This window comes from Nocardia sp. JCM 38205 (genome assembly GCF_058222935.1).
This window is the reverse complement of the sequence record NZ_JBYHFL010000001.1, coordinates 1-17,900: the sequence shown is the minus strand read 5'-3', so window position 1 is coordinate 17,900 and position 17,900 is coordinate 1. Positions and strand designations below refer to the sequence as shown.

The following is a 17,900-nucleotide window of genomic DNA, read 5'->3' as shown; positions in this document are numbered from 1 at the left end:
GAGGTTGGTGGCTGATGTTCTGGCTGCAACTCCCGGCATTGGTGCTAGGCGTGGCCGTGCTTGTGGTGGCCACGGTTGCGGTGATCCGCGCTCGGCGAGAGGACATCCCTGAGATCTTTGTCGCCTTCGCGGCAGGTGCGTTCAGGCGTAGTCGCTGGATAACAGGCTCGGCGTCCTGTCGCTCGAATCTGACGGAGAACAAGACTACTTCCAACCAACTGCCAGATGCTCACCAGGAGGCTCGATGAAGAGCAGCCGTCGAGGCTCGAGGTCGGTCGCCGATCGCGTCGCAGACGGATACCTGCGCGATGACGTCCAGCGGGCGCTGGATGGAATGGGAGAAACGGGGACGGATGTGCCGGGCTGGTCGAAAGCGATGATCGAACGCCACTACCTCTTGCACCAGTCCCTGGACGATATCGGTCATGAGATGGGGTTTCCGCCCAAGTGGGTTGCGTACTATATCGAGATCGGATTGAGACAGCTGCGGACAGTTTCGGTGCGCAACGCCCTTGCTGACTACCATTTCAGCGCGCCGCCATCGGAGTACCGTTTGTGCGCTGGATGTTTCAAGGAGCTCGAACCGCGCCCGAAAGGAAGGCGAGGACCTCGAACGAAGCACTGCGGTGCCACATGCCGACAGAGGGCTCACCGCAGGATGAAGAAGGCAAGCCGGGCGTAGCCTCGGCCAAGGGGTCAGTTCGGATCTGGTTCCGAACTGACCCCTCTTGTGCCTGGACCCACCGGTACCGCACCCCTGGCTGCGCTGCGCAGTTGGACGACGGCGATGGCGCTGCCCGCCGCATCCAGTTGTTTGTCGCCGTGTTCGATCCGACGGGTTTCGGAGACGTCTTACTCTCGCGCCTGCGGACGCATATCGTGGTCAGAATTTGGAGAAGTTCCTGGCCTCGAACGTCTCGCCCGCTGCTTACGGCTGGACAACACTCTGCGAACGGTGGTTGTTGACGCCCTCACCAATCCCGACGTGATCGCTCATCACGGATTCGTTGGCTGGGTGTCGGTCCGTTTGATTCGACGACGGTATGTCGTGGGACGGCCTGTCTTCGGAACCCGCAGCGCGGTTGCGCGACCAGCTGTTCAGACCGGCGCGAGACCTGCTTCGTCTTCTTCGGTGAAGAGTGTCATCTGTTCACCGGTCGAGGGCTCCTCCGCCAGCCCTGCAGCGTCGGCCTGGTCGGGATCTGTGCCGTCGTCCTCGGATTCCGTCGGGAGCACGTACTCCTGAGCCAGCCCGGCCAGGTGCAGGGGCAGAGGCAGTGACAGTGCGTCAAGGTAGTCAGGAGCCTGGCGCAACTGATGCATGGCGAGGGCGAAGGCTTCGGGATCGTCGTCCGCATGGCAACCGGCAATGGCGATTTCGACGAGCGTGGGATTCCAGGCGGGTTTGCCGACATCGTTTACCGTATTGCCGGCGCCGGACCCTCGGGAAACCGTCCGTGGTGCGAGCCGGTCCGCCGCGACTGCCGACCCTTTGGCCGTGCTGGCCTTCTCCGTAGTGCTGTAGAAGACGCGTGGTGTAGGCGAGGTGGTGCCCTCCTGCGGCACCCATAGGCCTGATGGCAGACCGTTGGAGTGCTTCTCATCAGCGTCACCCCACCACTGGGCGGCCTCTCGGCCCGCGCCGCCGCGAATACGCACGAGGCGCAAGTTGTGCTGGAGCCCGGACGGCTGTGCCGTGCCGGTGCGGATCAGATCGGGGACGAGCGCGCCGTCCTGCAGCCAAGTCCAGTGCTGCCTGCTGTTCTGGGAATGGGTGATCAGTACGGTCGGTGCACCGTATAAGTTCGCTGTCAGCCGCTGGATGAATTCCTCTGTCTCACGGCGTTGTTGATGCATCGTACGGTGCCAGGCGCGAGACGTGATGTACTGCCTCGCGTCCTCGCGCTCAGGCTCGGGATCGTAGGTGATGGTGGCCTGGTCGACCAGCCCGAGGAGGAAGTGCGGGTACGGCTGCCACGTGTAGGTCGTGTCGTCCCAGCCTTCGACCTTTGCATGACCTGGGGCGCCGGGGATGGGCGTGACGAGCACAGCCACCGGTACGTGAAGCGGCAGCCGGGTTGGACCATCCTTGCGCCGCTTGACCATCCAGAAAGCGGCATAGCGCAACCCGGTCGGCAGGCCATCGCCGAGGGTGTGCTCGGGCAGCACTCGCACCCCGAGCTGGCGCATCCCATCCAGCCAGGCCGACTGCACCCGGTGATCGACATTGCCGATATTTCTGATACCCGGCTTCGCTGACGGTACGGCGACGAATTGGGTGAGGACACCTGCGTCGGCACAGCCGAGCCGGAGAGAGAATTTGGGGTCGGTGTCGGCCGGTCGGAAGTGCGCGCGGTGGTCGATTTCCACGAGCGCGAGTGTCGGCTGGGCCCGGTGTGCCCCATCCCGTGTAAGGAACTCCGCCACCGCCTGCCTGCGGTGTGTGATGGCTGCACCGAGTGCTGCGGAACGCGGACGCTCGCCACGGTTCACGGGGAGTGCGGCTCCGAGCCCGCCTGCGAGCGGAAGACATCGAAGCTGTACATCGAGTTCGGGTGTGTGCCACTCGACGATGATCGGGGAACCCGCTTTAGCATCGTTGAATTCGGCGTCGCTGGGCAGGGAAGTGACCGGCTCGAGTCCCAGGATATTGGCCAGCGCGGCGATCGCCTCATCGCGCACAGTGTTTGTCTGCCATAACAGGCGGCAGTGTAGAACGGGTGTTTCCGTGTCGGTCGCCGGTTCCGACAATGCGCGGGTGGAGGCGGCCACTGCGACTCTCCGCTCTTGCGCGGCGCACTGCTGGGTGAGTTCCCGCTCCACACCGGTTGCTGTGGAGTGGGGATTGCTCGGTTTGTTGCTTCCCGCTGTACTGCGCTGCAGCGGGGCCGTGCGGGTGAGAGCTGGAGGCATGGCCTGTTCGATCCAGGCCATAATTTGGGAGCGCTGGTCGGACATCAGACCGGCACCGATTTCGTGCTCACCCATGTGGGTGCTGTGCACCACCGCGGCCCGGAGCCCGGGTCCTTCGCCGATCCAGTCCTCCGGCGCCCTCAGCAGGTCGGCGGGCTCGAGAAGCGACTGCCGAAGCGTGAGCCGGCGAAGCAACCCGGCCGGACCGTTCTCGACCCACCCGATCTTCTGTGTGCGGCGATCGTAGGCCAGCCTCGCGATCGCAAAACGGTCACTGGCGGGCGCGCCGGGCAACCAGGGGATCGGAGGACGCAGATAGACCGAGGTCGCCCGGCCGTGCGGCAGATAGACCGTACCGGTTGCCTTGCTGGGATGCGTCGCCCAGCGCCGGACGCCGGTGTGGATGTGGAGCCGGGGCAGTGGATCGAACGGGGTTGTGTGCAGCGTTATGTTGATGGTGATCGAGAACCACCAGCGGTTTCCCTTGATTTCCCGGGGGATGGGTTGTGACATCAGCTCGGCGCCACGCTGTCTGGGGCCGCGCGGGACGGCGCGGAAACGTAGCTTTCCGGCGCCGAAGTCGTATGGCTCCAGTGCGGTGATGCGTCTTGCCAAGGCGTCGGTTGTCAGCTGGAACAGGCGCCCGTCCGGGTTTGCCGTACCGCCTTCCGTGATCGGGCAGTCGAGGAGGTGGACGTCGACCTCGTCCCAGTCGATCGGTGCGGTCTCCAGCTCGGCCTGTGTCTCCTGGAGCGCGGCAAGATAGTCCGCATTCGCTGCCCTGTCGGCGGGGCCGATATCTCGCAGCCAGCCGCCGAGCAGCTGGGGCAATGTGCGGCCGGGTAGCGGATCAGCAAGAGCTGCGGGCACGTACAGCCAGTAGTCGGGATCGCTTTGGCGTCGTGGCCGGACGACGAGATCCGGTGCCAAACATTGCAGGACGCTGTCGAGTCGGCCCGTGGGTATGGTGGTGAGTGGATCGAAATCGGGGGAGCGGCCATAGTTCCGCAAGCGGAGCAGGCTCTCGCGAGCCTGATCGGGAAACGGCAGTGCCCGGAATCGGATGCTCCAGGGTTCGGCATCGGGTGCGGGGATGTAGGCGGCCCGGCTGATGGATCTGTAGGTGAATCCCACGGTCTTCTTTCGGTTCAGAGGAGCGGGACGTGCTGGGAATCGAGGCGTATGTTCTGCAGGGCGTTGTAGAGCGGGCCGTACAGGGTCTGCACCAGCGCAGGTTCGGCAGGGTCGGCGTAAGTCCCGGATTCGGCGTCCGCGGTGAAGTACGGTGCCAGCACGTCGCGGAGACGCACGAGCAGTCCGGCGTCAGGTGCACGGCCGGGCCCTGTAGCCGGGTCGGCCGGCATGGTGTTCCATGCCGTTGCCGGGGCGAACGCGGCGTCGACGAACACGACCCGGGCGTGCACACCGCCGCGCACCAGCCGTCCGATGACCTGCCAGATGCTGACGAGCTGATCCCAGGCGAACGATGTCTGTTCGGTCGTGTTCAAGCGGGAGTAGATGTAGCGGCGGGTCAGCAGGCGGCGCCATTCCCCGCGGGCGATTCGCCGGAACGTGCGGCCGGCTTGTCCGAGATCCGTTGCCTGCGCAACGAGTTGGGAGAAAGTGCCGTGGTCCGGATGTGCAACGAGGTCGCGGGTGTACCGGGATACCCAGTCGTTGACGGCGAACACCGCAAGCGACAGGTCGTCGGGCTGTGGGTGCGGTCGGACGAGGAAGAAGACTGTGCCGAAGGCCGCAACCCGATCACCGCCGGCCGTGCGTGCGGGACTGAGGATATTGTGACCGCGCTCTATCGCCATCAAGGGAGCGATCAGGATCTCGGCGGAATCGTCGTCGGCGAAGGACGCGAGATCACCACGCCGCACCGCTGAGCCGCGGCGGCCGATAGCGCCGTCACTGCCATCGGTGTCAGCGTCGTCGCGAGTGAGAACACGGACTTGGCCCCGCCAGCGGGGGAACTGCTCGAGTACCTCGAAGGCGATCCGCGCGTCGGTGTAGCTGCCTACCAACAGCAGCGCGCGGCGCCGGCGCTCATCGCCGATCATGGCCAGCTCCTCCTCGATCGGGCTGACGTCACCGTTGCGGGGTGACCGACCGAGTTGGCTGACTAGCTGACGCAGCACATCGGTCCGCACCTCTTGATCCTGACCGGACAGCGTGATCGGCCGATTGTCCTTGTCGTAGAGGAATTTCGTACGAAAGGTGGTGGACTGCACGGCCTCGACGGCCTCGCGGTGCGGCTTGAGCACTGCCTGTACCGGCGCGAGGACATGGGCGCGCGTGGAAGTGCCCGCCCAGCTGGTCGCTGACATGAGCAGTACGTGCGGGCCCGGCCGACCGGCGCCGGGGTCGGCGCCCAGGTCGGGCAGCGCGTGGAGCAGCTCCCGGCCTACACCTGCGCAGCGGAAGAAGCGGAGTGTGCCGGTGCAGTGTCCGGCGCGGCGGTAGGTGAGATCCGGGTCGTCGGGCAGGTACTGGAATCCGAGGACATTGCCCATCGGGGCCTCGGGCACGATCGGGGCATAGTCCAGGGGTGGGCGCCGCGCGAGTTCGTTGTCGGTGTGGTCCAGGTGCAGGGCGGCTTCGACATGTGGCCACAGGTAGGTGATCCGGCTCAGTCGTTGATGCAGCACCGCGAGCTGCAGGGTGAACTCCAGGCGGCGCGCGGTTCGTGCAAACCAGTCTTCGCTCCCGCGGATATCGGCCGGATCGGGCTTCTTGCGCGTGCGTGCCGACGAGCTCGGCTGTTTCTCGGTGGTGGGTTCGAGTTCGGGTGCCCCGCGTAGCAACTGGGCGAGCAGGGAGCGCACGCGAGTCCGGGTCCGGGTTTCGTCCTGGGTGTGCAGCAGGTCGTGAGTGGTGCGGATGAGAAGGTCCGTGACCCTGTTGTGCGAACCCCGGTCGCCGAGGGGGTCGTCGCGGAAGGCGTCCATGCAGGCGGTGACGTCCGAACGTCGCTGCGCCCAGGGAGTGACTGGCCCGTGCGGACGGTGGGCGCCCGATGTCGGAGCGCTGCCATTGGTGTCGAAGACAGCTTCCTCGTGTTCCACCAGGTCATCGGATTGTCTCTTGCTGGTGCTCGGAAACCAGTCCTCGAGCAGCTTCTCCTGCAGGGTCCAGGCGCTGAAGTAGTCGATCTCCACCCACGAGCGCAGCTCGTGATCGTCTATCAGTAGCGCGTAGAGCCGGTTGGTGGTGGCGCTGACGACATCGAGCGCCGCGGTCCAACGCTCGACATCGCGCTCGGCGAGCTGGACCCGGCCCTTGCGGGCAAGCTCGGCGATCTTGTGCGTGCCCAGGCGATCCAGCCAGGACTCGGGGCCCCGAGTGACCAGCGTCGATGCCGGAGCGAAGGTGTCGTCGAGGTGCATCTGGACCCGGTCGGCTTCGTCGACGATGACGATATCGCTGCGCGAGCACGCTAGTTCCAGGTGCCGCAACCTTTCCGCGTTGAGATGGGGTGGGACGGCGGTCTGCACGAGGCTGGCCGGATTGGCGACCCAGATGTCTGCATCGACGAGATCGTGCGCGGCTCGGTGCCGCGGACACCGGCTCCACACCGGACATCCGTGCGCAGTGCCGAGCCGATCGTCGCCCTCGGTGGAGGTGGTCTCGGCCGCCCTGTATCCGGCCGGCAGCGAGGATGGGTCCGACGTCGGCGCGGGCGTCGGCGGGTACAGAGCCGTGCACGGCGCGTCGGAGTAGCGCAGCGGCTCCACTGCTTCGAGGCCGCGTTGTGCGTCCAGGGCGCACGCCGTACTCAGGTAGGTGAAACCGGGATCCTCGTGCAGCAGTATGGGCTGCCCCGTCCGGGACGCGATGCGCCGATGCAATCGCTGCGCGTGGCGTTCCCTGGTCGAGTTGCCCAGCACGGGTGCTGCCGGGAGGTCTAGCACCGCAAAGGTTTCAGTGAGGGCGAGCTGCTCGGCCACGTCACTGACCACCAGCGTCGTGCGCAGTCCGTTGCGTGCACCCCAGGCGGCGATCACGGTCATCAGGGTGCTCTTGCCCGCGCCGACCATGCCGACGAGATGGGTCAGCCGGTCGAGCCGCAGTTCGGTGGCCGGCTCGAATCCCGTGCCCTCTCTCGTCCTTGTCTCGAGTTCGAGCTCACCGAAGCGCCGGGCCCAGCTACCCGGCTTGGCGTCGGCTGCTGTCTCTTTCTCGTCCATCCAGGAGGCGGTCGCGGCGAGTTCTGTCAGCGGGATCCGGAGCGGACCGGGCGCCCGGGTTGCGGTGAGATCGTGACCTGGTTTCGGGGAGAACAGCAGCTCCTCGGGTATGGTGACCGACGTGCGGAACCGGCGCTCGACGACGAATCGGGCGGCCCCGGCCGGGGCGAGCGGCAGCGCGGACCGGTCGTATGGAGGGAGCGCCTCGAGCGCCAGGTCGTAGGCGGCGAAACGGTCATCTGCGACGAACAGGGTGCTACGGGTTGCCGGTTCGTCGTTGTCGCACAGCCGATATCCGCGCAGTCGCTCGGGCAGAGAACGATAGACGTCGAGGCTCTGCTGCCACATTCGATTACGACGCATCGTCCACAGCAGATGCCGGGCGTTGGTGATCAGCCGCTGTTCGGCGTCGCCGGGGACCAAGCCTGCGGCGGCGCCGAACGGATAGCCACCGAGCAGGGGCCACACACCCGACGCGGGCGCGGTGGGATCGAGACGTTCCAGCAGCCGCAGGCCGAGTTCTACCTGGCACATCAGGGCCGGACGAACCTCTCCGAACTCCTCGGCGTGCGGCCGTAGTGCCTCGGTGACGGAGCGGTGCCAGCTCGTGCGGTCACGCATCGGGTTCTCTTTCGGTCTCATGGTTGCTATCGGTCACAGAATCGCTCCGGGTACTCTGACGCAGCCGGGCGGCCGCGGCAGCGACGAGGGCCCGGTCCGTCAGCAGGGGAAGGTTTCCTGCTCGTGCTGCACGATGGCGCGCGAAGATGCCGAGATAGTCGCGCCTGGTGTCGACCCGGAACTGCGGGACCACCCAAAACGCCTCGTCGTAGGGTGGTTCCGGTGGGACGGGTCGGGCTGCCTGCCCGAGCAACCCGGGGTGGGCCCAGTCCTTGACATCGACGGCCCAAACATGGTTGTCCGGGAATGTGATCCGGATGTCGTAGGCGTCGTAGCCAGGCCACATCTCCACCCGAAGGCCATGCATCGCCCTCAATCGCCGTTCCAGCTCGATCTCGGCCAGGCCCGGCCCGGTGACGAAATGACGCAGCGGTCGCACCAGATACAGCAGCGCACCGGTCCCTGTGGCAGGATGTTCCCTGCCCAGCGGCGCCGGTCCACGGCTTCGGCACTGGTCGCGCTCGCACCACCAGCCTTCATCGAGCGTGGGCGTGAGCAGTGTTCCGCACCGACCACATGTCACGAACTTCCCACGTCGGCAGTAGCCGAGGGGTGCCGGCGCATAGGCCAGTGCCAATAGCTCGCGTACCGGCTCGAGGTAGAGGTCGGTGGCGATCTCGAGCTCTTTGTCGCTGGTGAGGAGTGGTGCGGTGACCAGCAGGCGGCGAAATGCGCTGTAAGACTCCGGCGAGGATGCCTCCTGGCATCGCTTCATCGCGGAATGGATGACAGCTCGGTCGAATTCGGCGGCGGCGCTGTCGCGTCCTCCAACCCACCATTCGTGACACAACTGGGTCGGTTCACCCGACTGTTCGTCGATGAGGCGGTCGTCGGGACCAAAAGCATCCTCGGGCAAATCCAGCGGCCAGTCCTCGAGGGGTCGCGTCCGGCACCACAGCAGCAGATCGGGCAGACTTGCCGGAGGTTCGGCGCCCAGCTTCAGGCATGCCAGCACGGTGCCATTGAGTGCCCGCACGGCTTCGCTATCGTAGGGCACCGACAGTGCCTGTGGTCCGGTCGCGTCCGCCAGGCGGATAACGGCGGTAGCGATGGTCCGCAACAGTCCGAGATCGCCGCCGTCACGGTGTTCGGTCAGCACGCCGCTCATCGGCATCCGTTTATGGTCGTGTCGTCGTTCGGCGCGTTTGTGAAATCGCGTCCCTCAGCACACCAGCGGCGGACCTCGCAGCCGTTGCAATGTCGTCCGGTCCGGGGCGCGAATGTGCTGTCAGCCAGGAGCGGGCCGGCCAAGTCGGCGATGATGGTGCGAGCCTCGTCGACGACCGCAGGTCGCGATGGATCTAGGGTTTCGAGATTGCAGCGATCCGGGGTGAGCAGTTCGAGCTCCACACGTGAACGCTGCGGCGCGCCGGGTAGTGCGCCGGCGGACAGGAGCAGCGTGGCCATCGCGAGCTGCGGGTAGGTGCGCATCAGCGGCTTGCGGTCCCACAGGGGCGACTTGGAGGTCTTGGTTTCGCGCCACACCCAGCCGCCGCCATCGGTGTAGAGAAGGTCCGGAGTCGCGATCACGACGACATCCAGAGCCTCGTCATAGGCAGTGACTTGGCGCTGAACCTGGAAATCTCCGAACGATTCCCCGCGACCAACCGGGCACAACACCCGATGCCGGAGGAGCATCGCGGCACCGTCGAGCGCGTCCTGTCCGGTCAGCCGGTGGTTCTCTGCGGACCAGTCGGCGGGGTCCTCGGGCAAGGTCTCGCCGCGGCAGCCGCCCGAAGCCGGCTTCCGGTGACGTTCGTTCAGCCAGCCGTCTACCGCGCGCCCGCGACGCGCCGCCGGTGGCTCCTCGTCGTCGCCTCGCAGCTTGAGCTGTCGAGTCAGGTGATAGCGGGCCGGGCACTGGGCGTGAACGCGCAGGTCCCAGACCGACACACTCCTTCTGGGCCGCGCCACGTCCGGGTCGCCGGCGCCCCACAGCCGCGGCGTGCGTGGCAGGGTGTCACAGCGGGCGATCGCTTTGCACTTGACACAGGAGGCCCCGGGCACAGGATCACCGCCGGCGACCGCACGTGCGAAAACAGCCGCGGTGTGCGTCCGGAAAGCCTTGCGGATCATGTCCGGATCCCCTTCAAAAAGGATCTCCGTCCGACCATCGAGACTACTGAATCCCACGATCCGAATTACTTCTGGTGTGCGGAGCTGGCTGTCGAGTTCGCGATAGGGCTCCCACCACCTCGACGGCGCGCAGGCAGCGCCCTGTGCCACGACGGCTGCCGCCGCGGCGATCTCGGCGTCCGGCCGGTCTTCACGGACTTTGCCGATGGATGGCAGCCACAATTCGCGTATCCGGCCGTCGGGCGAGGTGTACCGGCGCCCCCACGCGGTGCGCTCGATCCGCTGGATTCCCCGTGCATCTGGCGGGCCGTCGACCGCGCCGAAACAGGCAACCCACTCGGCGCTGGCCGGCAGGAGGTCACCGCCGCGGCCGTCGACTGCGCCGTGGCGGTCCTGGCGAGCCGCGACATAGCGGGCCAGCGCCTCTTCGGTCCAGGTGATTAGACCGGGATGAGCAGGTGGCCCACTATTACCGAATCGTCCTGCGGTACGCCGCAATCCGACGAGGGTATCGTCGAGTGTGTTCGGTCCCCCTTCGAGGTGGTCCAGCGCCTTCATGAAGGGATCGAAGACGAAGTCGATGACTGGTGGTTCGCCGCGACGGCGGCGTGCACTGGCACGCACCTGCGGCCGAATGCGGACCGCGACGTGTACCGGGCAGTCCTGGGGTGCTTCCCGGGCGACCACGCTGCTGACGCGCACGAGCCCGATATTTCCTTCGGTTCCTGGTGGTCGAATCCATGTGCCCACAGTGCCTCCCGTGCTGAGTGGTGGTGAACCCCTGCCCGTGCTATCACGCTGCGGACCGACACCACCATGGCACTGGCTGTGAACATAGTCAATAGCCAGTTTTCTGTTAGGGTGCTTCACGTCGACGGTGCCGTGCCGTCCTGGATCGAAAGGAGTTCGGTGCCGAAACTGCTTCTGGTGGCGCTGATCTCGGTCGGTTGTCGCGAAAGGTGCCGACGATGAGCGAGCGGGAGATCCGGGCCGGCGCACTGGTCGATTTTCGTTTCCGGCTGGAATTGCCGATCGGCAAGGGTGGCGTCGCCGAAGTATGGCGGGCGCACGACGCGGAGTCAGATCGCACTGTCGCGGTAAAATTCCTGCGCCCGTCCGAGGAGATCGCCGATTCGGTCGACACGCGGTGGCGAGATGACGAACTACAGGTTGTCTATGCGCGATTCGAGCGCGAAGCCAAGTTGCTGGGGGCGATGAACCACCGGGCGATTCCGGCGCTGGTTCATCATGGCAACCATCGCGGCACCCCATATCTGGTTATGCAGTTCATCGACGGCGTGTCACTGCGCGAGTATCTCGATCGGTGGCGTCCCCTACCAAGGGGATACGCCGTAGTGATCGCAGTGGAGGTGGCGGGCGCGCTCCAGGCCGCGCACCAGAAGCCTGTTGTGCATCGAGATCTCAAGCCCCAGAACATCGTCATCGGCGAAGACGGCCGCGTCTTTTTGCTGGACTTCGGTATCGCGCTGCCACTGACCTCCGGAACCACTCGCTACACCATGCAGGGTGGGACATTGGGTAGCCCAGGTTATCAAGCTCCTGAACAGATCCGCGAAGATCCGGTCGAGCCCCGCACGGACACCTACCCGCTCGGCTGCATTCTGTTCGAAATGATCACCGGGCGTACCCCATTCCTTACCGGCGACCGCCGCGGCCTGGCAGGGCAACACCTCGACTGCGCACCCCCGTCACTGGCCGAATACGTGCCACATGTGCCACCGGCGATCGACGATCTGGTCAATCGGATGCTTGCGAAGCAGCCCTTTGAGCGGCCAGATATGGCCGAGATTGTCGAGGTGCTGACCCCATTCCTGCCCGCGCCGGGATCAGCCCCGGTCCCTGCGCCACGCCCCACCCCGGACCCCACGCAGTGGTACCGGTCGCCGAGCGGTGAGGGGGCGCCGCCGGGCCCGGCGCCGGCACCCCGTCCGCGAGTGTCGAGCACCTGGCTAAAACGCAGCGAAGTGCGCAAGTTGTGCGTTGCCGCGGAGCGGGAGCTCGTTACTGGGAGCCCCGGAACCTCGCTGGCCGCGCTGGCCGAGTCGGCCGACGCGATCCGCAAGGAGTGGGGTCCGCGCCGGGAGGAGGCCCGGCGGGCCCGGTTCCTGGCGGCCGAAGGACTTCGCATCCAGGGCGAGTGCGGCCGGGCGGAGGACCTGTACCGGCAGATCGCAGATGATCTGGAAGGCGGCACGACCGTTGATGACCAAGTCACTGTGGCGATCTGCAGGTTGCGTGCCGCAGAATGCGGGCTCGCGTTCGGCAACAGCGAACCAGCGTTGACTACGTTGGGCGAATTAGACTCGACAATCGCCGCACTGTCGCCCGAGAGCGCGGGGGAGGTCCGGGCGGTGTGGGCGGAGCTCGTGACCTATCTGCGAGAGCTGAAGTATGTGGAGCAGGTAGAGGACGTCCTGCGGCACCTGGGAGATCACTGACCCAGGAGGCCGATGGCCAAGCGGTCGCTCAGCTCGGCGATCAGCGAGGCGCCCAGCCCGGCAAGACTTTCCAGGTCCCTTTCGAAGTCGGCGATGCGGCGGGAGATCGCGCCGTATCGTCGCTGCACGTCGATGGGCAGCTGCAGCACCCTCAGCTTCCGCACATCGATGCGAGCCGCGCTGGAGGTGTGCGTACCCGCTTGCCTCCCGTTCGACGGCGCACGCAAACACCCGGCAAGGAACCACGGATCAAGTCGCTCGGGGTCGGTGCGCAATACATAGAGCTGCGGCCCGAGTACGGTCGGCGCATCGTCCTCGACCCAGGCGGTGAAGGCCCGTGTCACGCCGGCTACGACCACGTCGTTCGGCTCGGTCACCAGCAGACGCGCCGCCCGGGCCGCGCGCCCGGCCATCCACCGCCGGGGAACACCGCGAGCCATGAGATCAGGAACCGTCAGTGCAGGAAGGTCACCCTTCTCGCGCGGCCCGATCCGCACAGCATCCGGGTCGAATGCCTGCCCCGCGTGCAGATCGAGCACACCGGCCCGAATCAGCTCACCGATCGTCGTCGTCCCTATCGAGGGCGACTGATGCCAGTCCAGCGACGACAGGATACGTCGCGAGTCTTCGAGAGAGGACAGGGTCTGGGCGACTTCCGACCACGAGGTCGCCATCGCCTGCGGCGGAACACTGCTGGACGGGGAAGGGATATGGCGGGCCGGTGTCAGATCGGCATCACCCGACATGAGTTCGGCGGCGGAGACGATTCGGCTCGCAATATCGTCCTCAACAGGGTGCAGCGGGCGTGGCCGGTCGGCGATTGCGGCGACGACGGCGGTGGTCAGCTTTGCCCAGTCCGCCGCGTTGGCCGGACGTGCCGCCGACGTCGCATCGACCAGGTGAACCTGATGTCGGCCCGGCGCCGCAGAATTGGGCTGCCGCAACACCCAGAGGTGCAGTGCGACACTGTGTGGTGGGGCGACCCCGACCGGCATCGCGATCACTGCGTGCAGCCCCCCCGACCGTATGAGCGAACTGCGGATGTGACGGCCCGCCTTCCGTGAAGCGGCGGCCGGCGGCATGACCACCACCGCTGCGCCGCCGGGTGAGAGACGCGACAGAATGTGCTGCACCCACGCCAGCTCGACTTCACCGCGTGGCGGCAAACCGAATCGCCATCGCGGATCAGTCGCGAGGACTTCATGACCCCAATCCCGGCTACCGAACGGTGGATAGCACAGTACGAGATCCGCGAGCACTTGTTTTCGAGGGTCCGCCAGCAGGCTGTCGCCGGAGGCGATATCGATGACGGTTCGGCTGTCGGCGGTTGCCTCAGTGGTGAGCCGGGCTGCCGTGACAGCCGCCAGCACGGGATCGAGGTCGATACCGATCAGGCGCCGATCCGTTGTTCCCAGCGCCGCGCCGGCCGCGGCGAGCAGAGTGCCGGAGCCGCAGGCCGGGTCCAGCACGGTCCAGCCCATGGGAGCCGGTCCGGTCCGGCTCTCGACGGCGACGGCGGCGATCAACTCGGCGAACAGGCGCGGCGTCGTGGTGATCTGTCGGACGTGGACGTCGAGCCAGCGGCCGAGTAGGTATTCGAAAGTTTCCCCGGGGGAGCGCTCGTGCTCGGCTGCCGACATTGCTTGCCGGACCAGCGATGCGGACTCGTGCCCGAGCGTGATCTCGGGGACTGACTCCACACGAACACCTGGTGCCGGACGCCGTAACGCCATCGCCGCGATAACGAGACCGGACTGATTCCGGTCACCGAGATTGTCCAAGCGGGGCCATAACCGTTCGACTGTGCCGATATCGCCCAGCTTGCCCTGCTCACGCAGCCAACTCTCGATTTCCACCAGAGAGAAATGCGGACTGACATCCGTTCCCCCGATCGGGGCCGGGAAAGATCCGTGGCGCCGCCGCCAGTTACTGACAGCGGCTCGACCGACGCCGGCCAGCCGGGCGATCTCCGCCAGGGTGACTGGTACCGCGTCCTGCTGTGGCACTACATCCTCCGGATCGGGTGGGGGCCTGCGGCCCGGTTCGGCGGAGAAGAGACCATGTGGCCAAGAATCCCCACATGTCGCGCAGCCTAGTCGTTGACTTTGTTCACAGTCCACTTGGTCCGAGTTGGCCTCGCCTCGCGCTCGCCGCCCTCGACGAGCAAACGCCATAGGCTTCGGTGGCTACGCGACTTCTCGTTTGTTCAGGGTCTGGACGTGGAGGTGGGCGGCGGCAGGGCGATGACGGCAACGGAGTGCACCTTGGCCCTAGCCACATCGTCGGCGAACAGCAGAGTCGCGACGGCGAAGTGGACCATGCGGTCGTCGGGACGATGTTCACGGTGCAGGTCGCGGGTGAGGTCGAGTAGGTGGACTTGGCACATGTGTTCAGCGAGGCGGCCGTCTGCCTGGACGTAGGCCTGTGATACGTGATCCCTGACCTAGAGATGGATGGCGGTTTCGTGAGGGGGCCGGTGTGGGGGAGCTCTGGCTGGCGCATGGGCCTGACTGACCTCTGGCAATGGCGATTGCCGAGTGTCGTTAGGCGACCCTCTTGATCGTGTGTGTCGCCTGCGGGTCGGGCCGTCTGGGCTGAGGCAATGATGGGCCACCGACACCAGGAACGAGCACCCGCTCCCCCGGTCACGGCCGGACTCCGGCGCCGGTGCGGGCGGCCAGCATCGGCGCCCACATGTGGCACTGGCGCAGTACCAGGCGATGGTCTCGGCCAACCCGTCTTCAATGCTGCGCTGAGGTCGATATCCCAGTTGGGCGGATTTGTCCTAGGTCATCGCGTACCGACGGTCATTGCAGCGTCGATCGGGCACCCGGAGGACCCGGTCCCAGTCGGTGCCCATCGCCGCCAGGATCAGCGGTGCCGCGTTGCTGGTCGCAGGCATCGGCTTACGAGTCAGTGGGTGCTGGGTCGAACCGACGTCGTCAATGTCTCCGACTCGTCTGATAAGGGCGGTGTGGGCTGTCGATCTATAGATGCGACAACAGAGTCATGTAGTCAGAGAATACCCGGGTAAGCGCATCAAGTGCCGCTTTCCCTTTGGTTTCGGTTGCTGCTGAGGGACGTCCGATGATGCCATTGCTGGTGTACGCGTTCATGCCGAGGAGATGCAGATGCTGCCGGTCCGGTGCGTGGTGGTCGGAGTCCCGGAAGGAGGAGTGCACCAGCTCGGGTGCCGCATGGAGCAGTATCGAGGTTTCGAGTTCGCCGCCGTGCATGTCGTCGTGGGAGTTGGTGTCCATCCCGGCGGCGTGCCGGGCGTTGTTCCAGTCGTCGCGGCCCGGGTAGATGAGGATGTTGCGGCCGGTGACGTTCGCTTCTTGGGCGATGTTGTTGAGGACGTAGTTGCCTCCGTGTGCATTGACCAGCACCAGGGTGGGGATGCCGGAGCGTGCGAGGGATGCGCGGATGTCGGTGATCACAGCGGTGAGGGTGGTGTGGCTGAGGCTGAGGGTGCCGGGGAACTGTTCGTGCTCATGGGAGCAGGAGATGGTCACTGGTGGCAGGAGGAAGAGGGGATAGGCGTCGGCAAGGGCGCGGGCGATCAGGCAGGCGATGATCGTGTCCGTGGAGAGCGGGAGGTGGTCACCGTGCTGTTCGAAGCTGCCGACCGGCAAGACCGCAATCGTCGGCATGGCGCGGGCGATGTCGGTCGAGGTTGCGGTGGTGATCAGCTCCACTCGGAGGTCTCCTACTCTCGCTAGGGATGCGCACGATGCACGGCACGGACGCAGTGCGCCAGCTCCCGGGCAATATCCGGCTGGCCCGCCGCGACCAGTACGTTTTCGGTGGCGCGTAGCTGTGCCAGTGTCCGGTGCGACCGGGTGTCGGCGACGATGGTAGCCGCGTAACTCGCCGCTTCCAGGGTCTCCTCCCACGAACCTACTCCGGCATAGGCGGTGGACAGTCGCGCAAGGCCCATGCCGAGGTCGCGGCGACTTTCGGTGCTCCACGCGCCCAGACGGGGCTGGAGGATCGCGAGAGCTCGCTCAGGTTGCCCGAGTTCGATCCAGCAGTGCGCGGCCTCCATCGTGACGTACTCCGGTGAGCAGTAGCCGGCGAGTTCATCCGGATCTGTAGTGGGTTCTGCTGCGGCTTCAGTGGCGCGGGCCAGCGCGTCGACACATTCCCGCATGTCCTCGCGGTCCTTCGAGTGGGTCGCGCGCAGGGCTGAAACATGGGCCCGTTGGCGAAGGAGTGCGGCTTGTTGGCGTGGGGTGAGCGCAGCGGAATGGGCCAGCGCGGCGTCGATGAATTGTTTCGCCTTGCTCGGGTCGCCGGCGTCGGTGGCGATGTTCGAGCTGCGCATCAGCGTGTACGCCCGGAACTGGGCATCCTCGGCGTGTTGCGCGTGGTTCAGCGCGATGCGGGACCAGTGGCCAGCGGTGTCGAGGTCTCCGCAGTCCTGATAGAGCCAGCTCAGGAATTCGGCGTAGCGGCCTGCGGTGTATTGCAGCCGGTTGGGTCCGCGATTTCGGGCGGAGGTCAGCCGATCATTGATGAAGGCGAAGTCATGGCGGACGACTTCGATCACGTCGTGTGGTCCGGCCAATTGGTCACGGGCGGAGTACCCGCCCAGATTGGTGAGCAGGGTGTCGGCCAACTGGTCCTCGGTAGGGGCGGAGACCAGCGCCGCGAGTCGCTGGGGGAGGAGAGTGGATTTCCTCGGTGAACGGACCGCCGAGACGTTCTCGTCCCGTGGAGTGGGCAGGTCGAACCAGAGCAGCGCTGGCGGTATTCGAAGCGTGCGGGCGTAACTGATGAGTGTGTTGAGGTTGGACACCGGCACGCGGCCTGTCTCGATGCGAGAGAGGTATCCCTGGGTGATCGACAGCCACCGCGCCATGTCCTGCTGGGAGACCGTTCGCGCGTGGTACGGGTGGTATCGGAACGCGCGGATCACCGCACCGATATCGCGAGCATCCAGTGCCCGGCGCATGTCGCCCGACCACCACGCATGGTCAGGCAGCTTCGGCACCTGGTCAGCGTTTCCTCGGCACCTCACGCACAGCATCGTCGACCCGGGACGGCCACCGCACCATGGGCATCGGTCATTCGGGACGTGAGGATCAGTGATCATTCGGGCCTTCCCCTTGCCGGGACCATATTCCTCGGATGAATAAGACCTATTCATTTTCGGCGCTTCTACGCCCGTTCTCGCATCCACAGAATCGTAGCCAAGAACCAGCAGCTCAACAGGTCTCAACCCAGCGGTGCCAACGGATCGAGGAGCCGGCGAGTCACACCGCTCCGGGCCGAGGCGCGGACGAACGCCTCAGCTCGGAGCGCCTCGGGTCGCTGTCACCGCCGTTCACCCACGAGTTGAGTTGATCGAGTGAGGAATACATGTCTTCTCCTGTATCGCTGACCGGAGTGCGAGCGCCCGTCGGTGTGGATACCAGCCGGGCGAGTATCGCCCGCGTCTACGACTATTCGTTGGGCGGCAAGGACAACTACGACGTCGATCGCGCTGCGTTCGAACAAATCCTCCGGGTAGCGCCACGGCAGCGTGATGTGTCGAAGATGAACCGTCGTTGGCTGCATCGAGTAGCCAGGTACC

At 65.9% G+C, this 17,900-nt stretch carries 10 protein-coding genes; 2 read left to right on the top strand and 8 right to left on the bottom strand.

Going from position 1 to position 17,900, the window contains the following annotated elements:
• Nucleotides 1–1,098: 1,098 nt before the first annotated feature.
• From AC4HOU_RS00050 to AC4HOU_RS00035, 4 genes are read right to left on the bottom strand one after another with little or no spacing between them, the layout of a single operon-like run.
• Nucleotides 1,099–4,047, bottom strand: coding sequence for a pPIWI_RE module domain-containing protein (locus tag AC4HOU_RS00050; protein ID WP_195026174.1), 2,949 nt, complete (start codon nt 4,045–4,047; stop codon nt 1,099–1,101).
• Nucleotides 4,048–4,061: 14 nt separating this feature from the next.
• Nucleotides 4,062–7,727 (bottom strand): pPIWI_RE_Z domain-containing protein, encoded by a 3,666-nt coding sequence (locus tag AC4HOU_RS00045; protein ID WP_195026175.1) that lies wholly within the window; start codon nt 7,725–7,727, stop codon nt 4,062–4,064.
• Nucleotides 7,720–8,895: a pPIWI_RE_Y domain-containing protein gene (locus AC4HOU_RS00040; RefSeq protein WP_195026241.1), complete on the bottom strand. Its 1,176-nt coding sequence runs from the start codon at nt 8,893–8,895 to the stop codon at nt 7,720–7,722. Before AC4HOU_RS00040 ends, AC4HOU_RS00045 begins: the two co-directional genes overlap by 8 nt.
• Nucleotides 8,892–10,565: a PD-(D/E)XK nuclease family protein gene (locus tag AC4HOU_RS00035; RefSeq protein WP_195026176.1), complete on the bottom strand. Its 1,674-nt coding sequence runs from the start codon at nt 10,563–10,565 to the stop codon at nt 8,892–8,894. The genes AC4HOU_RS00040 and AC4HOU_RS00035 overlap by 4 nt, the downstream gene beginning before the upstream one ends.
• Before the next feature lie 266 nt (nt 10,566–10,831).
• Here AC4HOU_RS00035 and AC4HOU_RS00030 point away from each other — a divergent pair, with 266 nt between their 5' ends.
• Nucleotides 10,832–12,322, top strand: coding sequence for a serine/threonine-protein kinase (locus AC4HOU_RS00030; RefSeq protein ID WP_195026177.1), 1,491 nt, complete (start codon nt 10,832–10,834; stop codon nt 12,320–12,322).
• Here the strand turns inward: AC4HOU_RS00030 and AC4HOU_RS00025 are convergent.
• From AC4HOU_RS00025 to AC4HOU_RS00010, 4 genes are all read right to left on the bottom strand, one after another.
• Nucleotides 12,316–14,328 carry an N-6 DNA methylase gene (locus AC4HOU_RS00025; RefSeq protein WP_324195748.1) on the bottom strand — a complete coding sequence of 671 codons (2,013 nt, stop codon included), beginning with the start codon at nt 14,326–14,328 and terminating at the stop codon, nt 12,316–12,318. The two genes, AC4HOU_RS00030 and AC4HOU_RS00025, sit on opposite strands and share 7 nt — an antisense overlap.
• Before the next feature lie 200 nt (nt 14,329–14,528).
• Nucleotides 14,529–14,708, bottom strand: a complete 180-nt coding sequence (locus tag AC4HOU_RS00020; RefSeq protein WP_195026179.1) for a hypothetical protein — start codon at nt 14,706–14,708, stop codon at nt 14,529–14,531.
• A gap of 601 nt (nt 14,709–15,309) precedes the next feature.
• Nucleotides 15,310–16,020, bottom strand: a complete 711-nt coding sequence (locus AC4HOU_RS00015) for a creatininase family protein (RefSeq protein ID WP_490723969.1) — start codon at nt 16,018–16,020, stop codon at nt 15,310–15,312.
• 20 nt (nt 16,021–16,040) lie between these two features.
• Nucleotides 16,041–17,279: a helix-turn-helix domain-containing protein gene (locus AC4HOU_RS00010; RefSeq protein ID WP_490724238.1), complete on the bottom strand. Its 1,239-nt coding sequence runs from the start codon at nt 17,277–17,279 to the stop codon at nt 16,041–16,043.
• Between the two features lie 407 nt (nt 17,280–17,686).
• Between AC4HOU_RS00010 and AC4HOU_RS00005 the strand changes: the two genes are divergently transcribed.
• On the top strand, nt 17,687–17,900 hold a 214-nt coding region (locus tag AC4HOU_RS00005; protein ID WP_490723968.1), incomplete at its 3' end, for an SAM-dependent methyltransferase.